The sequence below is a fragment of the Salipiger sp. PrR002 genome (assembly GCF_010500775.1).
Taxonomy (GTDB): Bacteria; Pseudomonadota; Alphaproteobacteria; order Rhodobacterales; family Rhodobacteraceae; genus Salipiger.
Genome location: NZ_JAAGOU010000020.1, coordinates 43978 through 57667 on the forward strand (window position 1 = coordinate 43978; position 13690 = coordinate 57667).

Genomic DNA, 13690 nt, shown 5'->3' on the forward strand with positions numbered 1-13690 from the left:
TGTAGCGCAAGAGATCGGGGCTGGAGTTGGTACTGTCGCCCGGAATCAAGCCGAAGGCGCCGGGCGAGCGACGGCCCGTCCGGGCGGGCTGGCGCTTTGGTCACGGAGCACAACGTTCGGGTGTCTTCCGGGCTTGGCCGGAATAAAGCGCCGACCTCAATCGTGGCGGCGCCACCCCACGGGCCATCGCTCGCCCGGCGCCTTCTTTCGTCGTGTGAGAAACGCAAAGGGCCGGAGCTTTCGCCCCGGCCCTTGGAGTTCACCTGACCCCGGTCACTTAGCCCGCTCACATCGCCGCGCGGAACAGCGCCTCGAGGTTCTCTTCGGTCAGCTCGATCGGGTTGCCGCCACAGGAGGGATCCTTGATCGCGCCTTTCACCAGTTCGGGGATCGACGCTTCGGTCACGCCGAGCGCGGTCAGCCCCTTGGGCACGCCGAGGCTGTCGTTGAGCTCGTCCACGAAGGCGCAGAACCCGTCAAAGCCGCCCTCGAGGCCAAGATAGCCCGTCGCCTTGTCGAAGCGCTCGCGGATCGCGTCCGCGTTGAACTTCAGCACGGCGGGCATGCAGACCGCGTTGGTGGTGCCGTGGTGGGTGCCAAAATGCGCGCCGATGGGATGGCTCATGGCGTGGATCGCGCCGAGGCCCTTCTGGAAGGCGGTGGCCCCCATGGCGGCGGCACTCATCATCTGCGCGCGCGCCTCAATGTCGGTGCCATCGGCATAGGCGCGGGGCAGGTAGTCGATCACCAGCCGCATGCCCTCAAGGGCGATGCCCTGCGACATGGGGTGGTAGTGCGGCGAGGAGAACGCCTCGACGCAATGGGCAAAAGCGTCGAGCCCGGTGCCGGCGGTGATCGCCTTGGGCATGCCGACGGTCAGCTCGGGATCGCAGATCACCACGGCGGGAAGCATCTTGGGGTGGAAGATGATCTTCTTCTCATGGGTCTCAGAATTGGTCAGCACGCCCGCGCGCCCGACTTCCGAGCCGGTGCCTGCAGTGGTCGGCACGGCAACGATGGGGGCGATGGCGGCGGCGTCGGCGCGGGTCCACCAATCGCCGATATCCTCGAAATCCCAGACCGGGCGGCTTTGCCCGGCCATGAAGGCCACGCATTTGCCAAGGTCGAGGCCGGAGCCGCCGCCGAAGGCGATCACCCCGTCATAGCCGCCCGCGTTATAGGCCTCGACGCCCGCAGCGAGGTTGCGCTCGTTGGGGTTGGGATCGACGTCGGCGAAAAGCCCGCATTCGAGGCCCGCGGTTTCCAGCACCGCGATGGTGCTTTCGGTGACCGGCAGGGCAGCAAGGCCGCGGTCGGTGACCAGCAGCGGCTTGGTGATGCCCGCCTGCGCGCAGGCGGCGGGCAGTTCCGCGATGCGGCCCGCGCCGAACTTGATGGCGGTGGGGTAGGACCAATTGGCGGTGAGGCTCATTTCGTCACCTTCTTGAGATGGTAGGATTTGGGGCGGGTGAGGTTGTGATAGCCGATGACCGACAGGCCGCCGCCGCGCCCGGTCTGCTTGCAGCCGGTCCAGCACAGGCCGGGATCGAGGTAGTCGGCGCGGTTCATGAAGATGGTGCCGGTTTCGATGGCATCACCAACCCTCTGCGCGCGCTCGACGTCCTGCGTCCAGAGCGAGGCGGTGAGGCCGAAGGGGCTGTCGTTCATCAGGGCGATGGCCTCGGCATCGTCCTTGACGGGCATGATGCCGACGACCGGGCCGAAGCTTTCGTCGCGCATGACCCGCATCTGGTGGCTGACATCGGTGAGGATCTGCGGCGTCAGATAGGCGCCGCCGTCATCCTCGGGGAGGGGGGCGATATGCGCCTTGGCGCCCATCTCCAGCGCCTCTTTGATCTGCGCGCGCACCTCATCCGCAAAACGGACGTTAGCCATCGGGCCGATGGTGGTCGCCTCGTCGAGCGGGTTGCCGAGCTTGTAGCCTTTGACCACCGCCACGGCCTTTTCGACGAAGGCGTCAAAAAGGCTTTCGTGCACGTAGATCCGCTCGATCCCGCAGCAGCACTGGCCGGAGTTGAACATGGCGCCGTCGATCAGCGTATCGACCGCCGCGTCCACATCCGCATCCTCCATCACATAGCCCGGATCCTTGCCGCCAAGCTCCAGCCCGAGGCCGGTGAAGGTGCCCGCCGCGGCGCGTTCGATGGCCTTGCCGCCGCCGACCGAGCCGGTGAAGTTGACGAAGTTGAAGGCGCCTTCGGCGATGAGCTCGGACGTGGTGTCATGGTCGAGATAGAGGTTCTGGAACACCGCCTCGGGCACGCCCGCCTGGTGAAACGCATTGGCCAGCCGCTCGCCGACCAGCAGGGTTTGCGTCGCGCCCTTCAGCACCACGCTGTTGCCCGCGATGAGCGCCGGGGCCACGGTGTTGATCGCGGTCATATAGGGGTAGTTCCACGGCGAGACCACGAAGACCACGCCATGCGGCACGCGCTTGATGTAGCGCTTGAAGGTGGCATCCTCGCCAACCTCGATGTCCGCCAGCGCGCCTGCGGCGATCTTTGCCATATGCGAGGCGCGCTCGTTGAAGCCGCCGAACTCGCCGCCGTAGCGGACCGGGCGGCCCATCATCTGCGCCAGTTCGGGCACGATCTGATCGTTCTGCGCGCCGATCTCGGCGACGCCCTTCATCACCAGTTCGATACGCTCGGCCAGCGGGCGGGCGGCCCATGCGGCCTGCGCGGCGCGGGCCGATGCCGCGGCCTCGCGGGCCATCTCCAGCGAAAGGGTCTCGCGCGAGGCAAAGACCGAGCCGTCGATGGGGGAAATGCAGTTCAGCGTTGTCATAGTGTCCTCTTCACGCTCTCTCGAAGCCGCGCGCCAGCTCGTAGTCGGTGACGGCGCGGTCGAAATCTTGCTGCTCGATGTTGGCGGCATGGGCGTAGTGATCCACCACCTTATCACCGAAGGCGTCGCGCATCATCTTCGAGCCGTCAAAGGCGAGGATGGCGGTGCGCAGGGTGCTGGGCACGTCGGGCACATCGTCCATGCCGTAGACATCGCCCTGTGCCGGGTCGGGCAGCTCGAGCTTCTCTGCGATCCCCGCAAGGCCCGCCGCCAGCTGCGCGGCGCAGGCGAGATAGGGGTTCATGTCCGAGCCGGGGATGCGGCATTCGATGCGCACGCCCTTGCTGTCCTCGCCGACGAGGCGGAACCCGGCGGTGCGGTTGTCGATGCTCCACGCGGTCTTGGTGGGGGCGAAGGTGCCCGGCGTGAAGCGTTTGTAGCTGTTGATGTAGGGCGCCATGAACAGCGTCACGTCGGGCGCGTATTTCAGCAAGCCCGCGACGTAATGCTTCATGGTCTGCGACATGCCATGCGCGCCGTCCTTGTCGTAGAAGGCGTTGTCATCGCCCGCGAACAGCGACTGGTGGATATGCGCGGCGCTGCCGACTTTGTCGGCCTGCCACTTCGACATGAAGGTCGCGGCATGGCCGTGCTGATGGGCGATCTCTTTGACCGCGTGTTTGGCCAGCGCGTGATGGTCGGCGCAGGCCAGCGCGTCGGCGTAACGAATGTTGAGTTCTTCCTGCCCGGTCTCGGCCTCGCCCTTGGTGCATTCCACCGGCACGCCCATAGCATAGAGATGGTTGCGGATCGGCCGCAGCACGTATTCCTCGCGGCTGGTGAGCTGGATCGAATAATCCTGATTGTAGGGCGAGAGCGTCTCGAGATCGCGCCAGCCGCTGTGGCGGATCTCGTCGAAGGAGCGGGCGTAGAGGAAGAACTCCAGCTCGGTCGCCATCATCGGGGTGAGGCCCATGGCCTCGGCGCGGGCGATCTGCGCCTGCAGGATCTGGCGCGGCGACTCGAAGGCCGGGGCGTGGGTGTGGTGATCCATCACGTCGCACAGGATCATCGCGGTGCCCTCGAGCCACGGCACGGGGCGCAGCGTCGCGAGATCGGGCTTCATCACATAGTCGCCGTAGCCCGAGGCCCAGCTTGTCGAGGCAAAGCCTTCGGGGGTGCTCATCACGAGGTCTGTCGCCAGCAGGTAGTTGCAGCAATGGGTCTCGTTGATCGCCTGCTCGAGGAAGTTCGAGATGTGGAACCGCTTGCCCTGCAGACGGCCCTGCATGTCGATGATGCAGGCAAGCACGGTGTCGATCTCACCGCTCTTGGCGGCATCCTTGAGTTGGTCGAGAGTCATTGGGGCAGCCATTCCGGGGCTCCTTGCTGGGCAGGCCGCGACGGTATCGCGGCATCGTCGTCTCTTGGTTCTACAGAGCTGGCCCCCGCGCAAGATGCGCGGAGGCCGGGTGTCGTAAGGGAAGTGGATCAGAAGGTGTAGGGCGGACCCGCTTGGTTGATCACGCCGTTGTACTCTTCAAAGATCGACACGACCTTGGCGTGCACTTCGCCTTCCTGCGCGATCTCTTTCCAGAACTCCTTGGCGGCGTTCTCGACCTCGGCCCATTCCTCCGGCGGCACCGAGCGCAGCTGCAGCTTGTCGCCGGTGGCGCGCAGCTTGGCTTCGCCGCCCCAGTACCATTGGTTGCGGTAGGTGTCGGCGGCCTTGATCGCGGACATCACCAGCGTCTTGAGGTGCTCGGGCAGGTCGGCCCAACGCTGCTGGTTGACGAAGATCGAACCGATCCACGCGCCCGAGATGTTGTTGGTGAGGAAGTAGTCGGTCACTTCCGCCCAGCCCACGGTGTAGTCTTCGGTGATGCCCGACCACGCCATGCCGTCAAGCTCGCCGGTCTGCACGGCAACTTCGGCATCCTCATAGGGAATGTTCACCGGCACCACGCCGAACTGGCTCAGGAAGCGGCCAGCGGTGGGGAAGGTGTAGAGCTTCAGCCCGTCGAGATCGGCAAGGCTGGTGATCTCTTTCTTGGTGTTGAAGTTGCACGGGTCCTGACCGGCGGCCGAGAGCCACGTGACGCCGACCTTTTCATACTCCGAGCGCCAGATGTCGGCGAGGCCGTACTGCTCGAAAAGCACCGGCACGTCGAGGATGTGCTTGGTGGCAAAGGGGAAGTAGCCGCCGAAGACGCGCATCGGGGTCGGCGAGGCCATGGAGTCGTCATCCGAGTGCACGGCGTCGATGGTGCCACGCTGCAGCGCCTGAAACAGCTCGCCGGTGGGCACGATCTGGTCGGCGTAGTAAAGCTCGATCTCCAGTTCGCCCTGTGCGGCGGTGTTGATGTAGTCGATGATCGGCTTGGTCACTTGCTCGCCGAGGGCGGCGCCCGCGTAGGTCTGGAAGCGCCATTTGATCGGTTCCTGTGCGCGGCCGATGGAGGGCGCTGCCAGCGCCGCCGGAGCGGCGAGGGCGGCCCCGCTGAGGATCTTGCGTCGTGTCAGGGTCATCTTGTCTCTCCTGTTGGATGGTTGAAGTATGCGCCCCTCTTTGCGGGGGTCTCTTTTTTACTTGTCGTAAACCAGGTCCGGCAGCCAAAGGGCGAGCTCGGGGAAGATCATGATGATGGCAAGCACCACGGTCATCACACCGACGAAGGGGATGATCGAAGTATAGATGTCGCGCAGGCCGATCTCGGGCGGGGCCATGGCGCGCATCAGGAAGAGGTTATAGCCGAAGGGCGGTGTCATATAGGCGATCTGGCAGGTGATCGTGTAAAGCACACCGTACCACACCAGATCGAAACCGAGCGCCCCCACCAGCGGCACATAGAGCGGGGCCACGATCACCAGCATCGCCGTATCGTCGAGGAAGGTGCCCATGACGATGAAGCTCAGCTGCATCAGGATGAGGATCATCCACGGCGAGAGGCCCAGCTTTTCGGTGAACAGCGTCTCGATCGCCTTGACCGCGCCCAGCCCGTCGAACACCGCACCAAAGGCGAGGGCGGCAAGGATGATCCACATGAACATGCACGACACGCCGAGCGTCTGCCGCACCGAGGTCTCGAAGACCTCGCGGGTCATCCGGCCCTTGATCACCGCGGCGAGGAAGGCGGCGATGGCACCGATGGCCGAGCTTTCCACAAGCGAGGTCCAGCCGTTGACGAAGGGCACCATCATCACCGCGAAGATGATCAGCGGCAGCAGGCCCGCGCTTAGCAGGCGCAGCTTTTCCGACATGGGGATATCGCGGTCTGCCTTGGGCAGCACCGGGCCGAGCGCGGGGTTCAGGCGGCAGCGGATGATGATGTAGATGACGAAGCCCGCGGCCATCACCAGCCCCGGAATGATCCCGGCCAGCCACAGTTGCCCCACCGGCTGGCGCGCGATCATTGCGTAGAGCACCAGCACCACAGAGGGCGGCACGAGGATGCCCAGACTTGACCCGGCTTGGATCACCCCGGTGACCATGCGCTTGTCGTAGCCGCGTTTCAGCAGCTCGGGCAGGGCGATGGTGGCACCGATGGCCATGCCCGCCACGGAAAGGCCGTTCATCGCCGAGATCAGCACCATCAGCCCGATGGTGCCCACCGCCAGACCGCCGGGCAGCCCGCCCATCCAGACGTGGAACATCTTGTAGAGGTCATCGGCGATCTTCGATTCCGACAGCACATAGCCCATGAAGATGAACATCGGCAGCGTCAGCAGCGGATACCATTTCATCAGCTTGATCGAGGCGGCAAAGCCCAGATCAAAGCCGCCACGATCCCCCCAGAGGAACAGCGCAGCCAGCACGGCAACAAAGCCGATGGCGCCGAACACGCGCTGGCCGGTCAGCAGAAGGCCGAGCATGCCCGAGAACATGACAATAGCGATCAGGTCTTGCGACATCAGATTTCCTCTCCGCGGATGCGGGCGATGTCGCGGAAGAACTCGGCGACGCATTGCAGGATCATCAGCGTGACCCCGAAGCACAGGATGACTTTCACCGGCCAGACGTAGGGGCGCCACGCGCTCGGGCTGCGCTCGAGATAGCCCATGAGCTCACCCGCCGCGTCCGGCCCGCCGGTGACGAAGGCCCAGATCAGCTGGCCGAAGAACTTGAACGGCTCGGTGCCGAAATAGCCAAAGCTGTAGGCGGTGGAGCTGATCGCCCCCCAGAGCAGCACGCCGAGGTAGAACAGCAGGAACCAGATGGTGATCACATCGACCATCGCTTTGCGGCGCGGCGACCAGTCGCCATAGAAAAAGTCCATCCGCACGTTCGAGCCCATCTGGATCGAATAGGGCCCGCCCAGCACGTAATAGGCGACCATGATGAACTGCGCGGTCTCCAGCGTCCAAAGCGTGGGGGTGAAGAAGGTCTTCGACACCGACGACCAGAGCAGCACGCCGATCAGTACAAAGATCAGATACATGGCGAACCGCCCGATGAGGCGGTTCATCCGGTCGATGATGCGGACATAAGAGACCATGGCCTCAGGCATTGTTCGTCTCCGTAAGTCCTAGTCCCGCCAGCGCTGGGCGCAGCAGGGTCAGCAGTTCGCCGGCGATGGTCTCGATGCCGGTCTCATCGGCAAGAAGGTCGTTGCGGACCTCGATCATCACGTTCGGCAAATCATTTCCCATGCCGTGCAGTTTCAGCGAATGGGTCACCCCGTCCTCGGGGCCATAGGGATCGTTTCGGGCGATGCGGCGACCGGGCAGGCGGGTCGCTTCTTCGAGCATGTAATCGGCGAGGCGGCTGTCTTCGTCGTGCAGGATGCCGATCTCGACCTCGCGCTGGATGCCGAACCATGTGGGTGTGAAGCTGTGCACGGTGACAAGGGCAAAGGGCGTGCCCAGCGTCTTGCGGGTGACCACGGCGCCGGTCACGGCGGCGCAGAACGGGTCGTAGATGTCGCGTGCGCGCTGCGCGCGGGTGGCCTCATCAAGCGAGCGGTTGCCGGGCACCTCGACGGTCTCGGTCTTTTCGGGCATCGCCGAGGGCGCCTCGGGCGGGCGGTTGAGATCATAGACCAGCCGCGAGACCGCGCCTGCCACCAGCGGCGCATCCAGCGCCTCGGCCATCCGCTCGGCAAGCGCCAGCGCGCCCGGATCCCATGCGGCGTGGCTCAGCCGGTCGGCCTCGGAAAGGCCGAGCCCGTCGTAGCGTGCGGGAATGGCGTTGGAGGCGTGTTCGCACAGGAACAGGGCCGGGCCTTTTCCCATGGCCCTGCGCACCTCGAATGCGGTCGCGTCCTCTTGCTGCACGGCTGTCCCCCTCGTGTTTGGAAAAACCTTTCCACGAGGCTCGTAATGCGTCAATATTTTTTCAGAGCGGGTTCCCGCAACACCGGGGGGGCGCGAAGGGCCCTGAATATCTGCTCAAATTTTGGACCTCAGACGAAGAGGAGCCGCCGTTGACCAGCCCGACAGGCACCGTGCGCCAGCTCATTCGTGAGCATTACGCGCATCTGACCAACTCGGAGCGCAAGTTCGCGCAGGCCTTGCTCGACGATTATCCCGGCGCGGGAATCGCCTCGATCACCGCTGCGGCCTCCAACGCCGGGGTCTCGACGCCGACGGTGGCGCGGATGGTGCAGAAGCTGGGCTTCAAGGGCTATCCGGCCTTCCATGCGGCGCTGTTGTCGGAACTGCAGGCCAAGGTCTCGGGCCCCGAGGCGCGCCGCGCGGTCTGGGCCTCGGAGGCGCCCGAGTCGCATCTGCTCAACCGGTTTGCCGAGGCGGTGACGCAGAACCTGCGCCAGACCTTCGCCAATATCGATGCCGCCCAGTTCGATGCGGCGGCCAAGCGGCTGGCCTCGACCGACGGGCGGCTCTACGTGGTTGGCGGGCGGATCACCCGGTCGCTGGCGGAATATGCCTTCACCCACTTTCAGGCGATCCGCGCGCGGGTGACGCATCTGACCTCCTCTTCCGCCACATGGCCGCACTATGTGCTGGACATGACCGAAGGCGACACGCTGCTGATCTTCGACATCCGCCGCTATGAAGAGAACCTGTTGCGGCTCGCCGAAATCGCGCGGGCGCGCGGCATGCAGGTGATCCTGATCACCGATCAATGGGCGAGCCCGATCTCCAGCGTCGCCGATCACGCGTTCAATTGCTGGGTCGAGATCCCCTCGGCGTGGGATTCGAACATCTCCACGCTGTCGCTGGTCGAGGCGCTGGTCGCCGCGGCGCAGGAAGAGCGCTGGCCCGATGCGCGCGAGCGGTTCGAGCGGCTGGACGAGTTGTTCGAGCTGACGCGGCTGTTCAGGAAGCCGTGAGGGGGAGGGCGCAACGATAGCCGGGCCGGTGCTGGTCCGTGGGTTGGCGCCGCAACGCTTGAGGTCTGCGCTTTATCCCTGCCAAATCCGCGTGACTTCCGAGCGCCGTGCAAGGTGGCAAAGCGCCAGCCCGTGGGGACGGGCCGGCGCTGGCCCGGCGGCCTTCGGCCTTGTTCCGGGCAGGCGCTCGCCCGCCGCTCGCCCGGCTCTTACCCCAGACAAAAGAAGCCCCCGGCGCTGTGAGGGGCGACGGGGGCAGGCTGGGAGAAACAGGCTCCCTTGGGGTGTGCCATGCGGGCCGTGTGGGAAGGCCAAAGCCTCCGTCCCGATCGCGGCGCAAGTGATGGTCACCTTGCGGCGTCCGGCCAAATCTGGATGTGCCTCAAGTCTGCGTAAGGGCGCGGCGATGTCCTCCCCCGCGCGTCTTTGAAGAGATCACACCAGATTCTGGTGACCCGAGTTCGTGCGGCAGTCTTTCCTCCCTTGCCACGCGATCTACAGTTGCGGTCTTGTCCGTTCTGGTGTGATCTGAGATCACAGTTGCAGAAGGGCTTGGTAAGAGTCAACGGGGAGTTAGGGGACATGGGGCAAATTTCAGAGAATCCGCCGCAGCAACGGCCGCGCACCTTGGCCGATCAGGTGCATGAAACGCTGTGCGAAATGCTGCTTTCGGGCCAACTCAAGCCGCGCGATCGCATTTCGCTGCGCGATCTGGCCGAGCGGCTGGACGTGTCGATGATGCCGGTGCGTGAGGCGGTGAGTCGGCTGGCCGCCAGTGGCGCGCTGCTGGTCGAGCCGAAGCGCGCGGTGCAGGTGCCGCTGATCAGTGCCGCGGAGTTCGAGGATCTGACCGAGATGCGCATGCTCACCGAAGGGCAGGCGGCGCGGCTCGCGGCAGAGCGCGCCACGCCCGAGCAGATCGAAGAGATTCTGGCGCTGGCGGCGCGGTTCGAGGAACTGCTCGACAGCGCCTATGGCACCGCCGAGCCGGTGGCGGCCAACAAGGACCTGCATTTCGCGCTGTATCGCGCGGCGGGATCGCCGGTGCTTATGGATGTGATCCGCATGCTCTGGCTCAAGGCCGGGCCGATCATCAACTACGACATCGGGGTGAACAGCCTGCCGCTCGAAGAGGAGATGACGCGCTCGCGCACGCACCATTCGCGCAGCCACCACCGGCAACTGTGCGAGGCGCTGGAGGCGCGCGACGCTGAGGCGGCGGCGCTGGCGGTGACCGAAGACATCCGCGTGGCCTCGGAACTGATCCGGGCGCGCGCGGAGGAGGAATTGGAAGACAGCAGGAGGAGGTTGTTACCGTGAATTTGGAACTTGAAGGCGCGCGGGTCATCGTGACCGCGGGCGCGCAGGGCATCGGGCGGGCCATCGTCGAGGGGTTTCTGGCCGAAGGCGCGCGTGTGGCCACCTGCGACATCGACGAGGCGGCGCTTGCCGCGCTGCCGGAGGAGGTCTGGCGCCAGCGCTGCGACGTCTCGGATCCGGCGCAGATCGAGAGCTTCATGCAGGCGGCCATCGCCGAGCTTGGCGGTCTCGACGTGCTGGTCAACAACGCCGGGATCGCCGGACCGACGGGGCCGGTAGAGGAGATCGATCCGGCGGAATGGGAGCGCTGCCTGACGGTCTGTCTCAGTTCGCAGTTCCACTGCGTGCGGCACGCGGTGCCGGCGCTGCGCGAAAGCGGCAATGCCTCGATCATCAACCTGTCGTCCATGGCCGGGCGCGTCGGCTTTGCGCTGCGCACGCCCTATGCGGCGGCGAAATGGGGGGTGATCGGCTTTACCAAGTCGCTGTCGATCGAACTTGGCGGCAGCGGCATCCGGGCCAATGCGATCCTGCCGGGCATCGTCGCCGGTGACCGCCAGCGCCGGGTTCTGGAGTCCAAGGCGCAGCGGCTTGGCAAAAGCTTCGACGAGGTCGAGGCGGCGGCGTTTTCCTATACCTCGCTCAAGGAATACGTGGAGCCGCAGCAGATCGCCGACCAGATCCTGTTCCTCGCCAGCCCGCGCGGGCGCACCATCTCGGGGCAGGCGGTGTCGATCTGCGGCGATTGCCAGATGCTCGCGTAACGCGGGCTGCGGTTCAGCTCCGAAAGTTCAGCCCCGGTTTACCCCTGGGGCTGGGCTGCCGTATTGGCCGGGCAGGGGGCAATCGCCTCTTCGGTGCGTTCGAGCACCAGCAGGGTCATCATTCCCACCGGCGGCAGTGCCCGCCGCTCGACCAGCCGAAGCCCCGGCGTGTCCAGCACCACCGAAATGTCGAAATCCGAGTGCCAGCCGATGCGGTCGGCGAATTTCGCCGTGCGGCGGGACAGATGCGCCAGCGGCCCCTGTTTGCGGGCGAAATGGTTCGACATGATGAGCTGACCGCCGGGTTTGAGCACCCGCACCATCTCGCGCATGACGCGCTGGGGTTCGGGCACCACCGAGATCATATGCATGGCCACCACCCGGTCGAAACTGCCGTCGGCGAACTCAAGCTCGCGCGCATCCATACGCTGCAGGGCGGCGATATGCGGAAGCTGCATCCGGGCGACGCGGCGCTTGGCCTGCGCCAGCATCTCGGCGCTGTAATCGACGCCAGTCACCTTCATGTGGCGCGGCAGCAGCGGCAGCGAGAGACCGGTGCCGACCCCGACTTCAAGAACCGTGGTGCCCTCGGGCCCTTCGACCCGGCGGCAGGCGGCGCGGCGCGCGGCCTGCGTGATGGCTCCGAACGTCTGATCGTAGATCGGGGCCCAGCGGGCGTAGACGGTTGTGGCGGCGCGTGGATCCAAGATGCCCTCCCTGCATCACCGTCCCGAAACACGCGGGACAGTCAGGGCATAACATGGCGTTAGCCGGGGCGCGAGGCACAGGACCGCGATTTGGCAGAGGCGTGCCCGCGATCGGGTGCGGCGGCCCGCCTCGCTGGCGGCGCGGGATGCGCGTTTCAGCGCGAATGTCGCCTCTTTGGGTGTCCACGCTCCGCATGAAAGGGTGCCTCAAGCGGCTGTGATCCACTGGGCGTCTCACCGCCCGTTCTTCGCTGTTCGAACGGCGATGTTCCGCAAGCGCGATTTGACGGGCAGAGCGCCGCCGCCGCCATGGCGGCCTGACGGCAAGTCCTTGCCGCATCATCGGGTTTTGGCGCGGCGGGCTTTGAAACGACCGGGTTTGACGCCTAGCTCAGCCTCAACGCCGCGGGATACCCCCGCGTCGACAGGCAAACGGAAGGAGACTTCTATGAAACTCAAGTCGACCCTGCTCAAGTCCACTGTCATCGCAGCGCTGGTTGCGGCCCCCATGGCTCCGGTGATGGCGCAGACCGCCACGCCCGAAGCCCCCGCAGAAGCCCCGGCGCAAAGCCAGGCTCCGGTCGAGACCCCGGCACCGGCGGCTGATTTCAGCGACGAGCAGCTGACCGCCTTTGTCGATGCCGCCACGCAGGTGCAGGCGGTGCAGCAGGACTACATGATGCAGATCGAGGGCGTGGAAGAGCCCGAAGGGAAGCAGAAGCTGGTCGAGGAAGCGCAGGCCGAGATGGCCGACGCGGTGAACGAGACCGACGGCATGGACGTCAACACCTACAACGAGATCGGTCAGGCGGCGCAGGCCGACCCGCAGCTCAACGAGCGCATCATGGCGATGCTGCAGGAGCGCACGCCCGCCAGCCCCGAGACAATGACTGAGTGACCCCCCTCACATACCGGTCATTGCGAGCCGTCCCTTCGGGGGCGGCTCTTTTCGTGCGGGGGAAGGCGCATTTGGCTGCGCCTCACTCTAGCGGCGCGGCCTCTTCGGTTTGCGTTTCGATCTGCGCCTCGGGCAGCGTTTCGCTGGGCGCATCATCAGGCACAAAGACCACCCGGCCGATCTTGCGGTTCGGCCCCCAGTTGCGGTGCTTGAGCATGCCGTCGACGATGTAGAGATCCTCGATCTTATAGGCGGCGCGTGTGCCGGTCTCGTCCTGCACCTCGATGAAGGGCGTCAGCGTGTCTTCTTCGAGACGGAAGAAGCGCGGGTCGGCATGGGCCTCAAAATCGCGCATGATCATCAGCACCGTGTCGTAATCGGTGATGCGCTCGTCGACGAAATAGGCGCAGGTGGCCTCATAGCCCGCGCCGCCCGCGCCGAGGATCAGCGCCGGAACCCAGATCGCCGGGTTGGCCGCCGCCGCGGCTGCGGCCGCGCCGCCACCCTCCAGCAGCCCCGCCGCGCCGCCCGAGGCGGCCAGCTTGCCGCCCAGCAGCGTGAGCCCGCTGGTGGCATTGACCAGCGTGTAAAAGCCGCCTTCGCCTGCCGTGCCGGTCACCTGCCGGGCCGCATCGGTCGCGGCGCGCGCAGCATCGCCCACGGCGTCGCCGACCAGCCGGCTGGGCCGGTAGTCGCAGATCGCGGCGGACAGGGAGGCGGTGGAGACCAGCAGCGCCACGGTGGCGCCCATGCAGGGTCTCAGGATCTTCGGTGCGGGCATCGGAAAGCTTCCATGCAGATGGCGGTGAAGAGGGGATGTAGCGCGGCCCCGCGCGGGGCCCAACGTGAAAGGCCGGGGCGCATTCGCCCCGGCCTGCCGTTCCAAACCAAACCGGGTTT

Annotated in this window: 13 protein-coding genes; 4 read left to right on the forward strand and 9 right to left on the reverse strand. The window is 65.7% G+C overall.

Going from position 1 to position 13690, the window contains the following annotated elements:
• Positions 1-286: 286 nt before the first annotated feature.
• The 7 genes from G0A00_RS17985 to G0A00_RS18015 all read right to left on the reverse strand — a co-directional run bounded on the left by G0A00_RS17985 (position 287) and on the right by G0A00_RS18015 (position 8040).
• Positions 287-1432, reverse strand: a complete 1146-nt coding sequence (locus G0A00_RS17985; protein ID WP_164184305.1) for an iron-containing alcohol dehydrogenase — start codon at positions 1430-1432, stop codon at positions 287-289.
• Entirely contained in the window at positions 1429-2808 is a 1380-nt protein-coding gene (locus G0A00_RS17990) for an aldehyde dehydrogenase family protein (RefSeq protein WP_164184306.1), read from the reverse strand. Before G0A00_RS17990 ends, G0A00_RS17985 begins: the two co-directional genes overlap by 4 nt.
• A 10-nt stretch (positions 2809-2818) precedes the next feature.
• On the reverse strand, positions 2819-4183 hold the full coding sequence (locus G0A00_RS17995) for a glutamine synthetase family protein (RefSeq protein WP_235953254.1): 1365 nt from the start codon (positions 4181-4183) through the stop codon (positions 2819-2821).
• A gap of 116 nt (positions 4184-4299) precedes the next feature.
• The gene (locus tag G0A00_RS18000) at positions 4300-5337 is read right to left on the reverse strand and encodes a TRAP transporter substrate-binding protein (RefSeq protein ID WP_164184307.1); all 1038 of its coding nucleotides are present in this window, start codon (positions 5335-5337) and stop codon (positions 4300-4302) included.
• A 57-nt stretch (positions 5338-5394) separates the two neighbouring features.
• Positions 5395-6720, reverse strand: coding sequence for a TRAP transporter large permease subunit (locus G0A00_RS18005; RefSeq protein WP_164184308.1), 1326 nt, complete (start codon positions 6718-6720; stop codon positions 5395-5397).
• Positions 6720-7316 (reverse strand): TRAP transporter small permease subunit, encoded by a 597-nt coding sequence (locus tag G0A00_RS18010; RefSeq protein ID WP_066107875.1) that lies wholly within the window; start codon positions 7314-7316, stop codon positions 6720-6722. The genes G0A00_RS18005 and G0A00_RS18010 overlap by 1 nt, the downstream gene beginning before the upstream one ends.
• Positions 7309-8040: an N-formylglutamate amidohydrolase gene (locus G0A00_RS18015; RefSeq protein ID WP_164184321.1), complete on the reverse strand. Its 732-nt coding sequence runs from the start codon at positions 8038-8040 to the stop codon at positions 7309-7311. Before G0A00_RS18015 ends, G0A00_RS18010 begins: the two co-directional genes overlap by 8 nt.
• A 191-nt stretch (positions 8041-8231) precedes the next feature.
• On the opposite strand from G0A00_RS18015, the gene G0A00_RS18020 reads away from it, so the two are divergent.
• The 3 genes from G0A00_RS18020 to G0A00_RS18030 all read left to right on the forward strand — a co-directional run bounded on the left by G0A00_RS18020 (position 8232) and on the right by G0A00_RS18030 (position 11185).
• The gene (locus G0A00_RS18020; RefSeq protein ID WP_164184309.1) at positions 8232-9101 is read left to right on the forward strand and encodes a MurR/RpiR family transcriptional regulator; all 870 of its coding nucleotides are present in this window, start codon (positions 8232-8234) and stop codon (positions 9099-9101) included.
• A gap of 582 nt (positions 9102-9683) precedes the next feature.
• Positions 9684-10421, forward strand: a complete 738-nt coding sequence (locus tag G0A00_RS18025) for a GntR family transcriptional regulator (RefSeq protein WP_164184310.1) — start codon at positions 9684-9686, stop codon at positions 10419-10421.
• Positions 10418-11185: an SDR family oxidoreductase gene (locus G0A00_RS18030; protein ID WP_164184311.1), complete on the forward strand. Its 768-nt coding sequence runs from the start codon at positions 10418-10420 to the stop codon at positions 11183-11185. Before G0A00_RS18025 ends, G0A00_RS18030 begins: the two co-directional genes overlap by 4 nt.
• Before the next feature lie 38 nt (positions 11186-11223).
• Here the strand turns inward: G0A00_RS18030 and G0A00_RS18035 are convergent, their stop codons facing one another.
• Complete coding sequence (locus G0A00_RS18035; protein WP_164184312.1) at positions 11224-11892, reverse strand: class I SAM-dependent methyltransferase; 669 nt, start codon at positions 11890-11892, stop codon at positions 11224-11226.
• Positions 11893-12340: 448 nt separating this feature from the next.
• Between G0A00_RS18035 and G0A00_RS18040 the strand changes: the two genes are divergently transcribed.
• Positions 12341-12790 (forward strand): DUF4168 domain-containing protein, encoded by a 450-nt coding sequence (locus G0A00_RS18040; RefSeq protein WP_164184313.1) that lies wholly within the window; start codon positions 12341-12343, stop codon positions 12788-12790.
• A gap of 82 nt (positions 12791-12872) precedes the next feature.
• Here the strand turns inward: G0A00_RS18040 and G0A00_RS18045 are convergent, their stop codons facing one another.
• A complete protein-coding gene (locus G0A00_RS18045) occupies positions 12873-13571 on the reverse strand; it encodes a hypothetical protein (protein ID WP_164214220.1) in 699 nt (232 codons plus the stop codon).
• Positions 13572-13690 lie beyond the last annotated feature (119 nt).

What these genes read in the sequence shown, in the direction of transcription:
- G0A00_RS17990 (WP_164184306.1), bottom strand. Translation starts at nt 2,808, where the DNA reads ATGACAACGCTGAACTGCATTTCCCCCATCGACGGCTCGGTCTTTGCC.
- G0A00_RS18005 (WP_164184308.1), bottom strand. Translation starts at nt 6,720, where the DNA reads ATGTCGCAAGACCTGATCGCTATTGTCATGTTCTCGGGCATGCTCGGC.
- G0A00_RS18025 (WP_164184310.1), top strand. Translation starts at nt 9,684, where the DNA reads ATGGGGCAAATTTCAGAGAATCCGCCGCAGCAACGGCCGCGCACCTTG.
- G0A00_RS18000 (WP_164184307.1), bottom strand. Translation starts at nt 5,337, where the DNA reads ATGACCCTGACACGACGCAAGATCCTCAGCGGGGCCGCCCTCGCCGCT.
- G0A00_RS18040 (WP_164184313.1), top strand. Translation starts at nt 12,341, where the DNA reads ATGAAACTCAAGTCGACCCTGCTCAAGTCCACTGTCATCGCAGCGCTG.
- G0A00_RS17995 (WP_235953254.1), bottom strand. Translation starts at nt 4,183, where the DNA reads ATGGCTGCCCCAATGACTCTCGACCAACTCAAGGATGCCGCCAAGAGC.
- G0A00_RS18010 (WP_066107875.1), bottom strand. Translation starts at nt 7,316, where the DNA reads ATGCCTGAGGCCATGGTCTCTTATGTCCGCATCATCGACCGGATGAAC.
- G0A00_RS18045 (WP_164214220.1), bottom strand. Translation starts at nt 13,571, where the DNA reads ATGCCCGCACCGAAGATCCTGAGACCCTGCATGGGCGCCACCGTGGCG.
- G0A00_RS18015 (WP_164184321.1), bottom strand. Translation starts at nt 8,040, where the DNA reads ATGGGAAAAGGCCCGGCCCTGTTCCTGTGCGAACACGCCTCCAACGCC.
- G0A00_RS17985 (WP_164184305.1), bottom strand. Translation starts at nt 1,432, where the DNA reads ATGAGCCTCACCGCCAATTGGTCCTACCCCACCGCCATCAAGTTCGGC.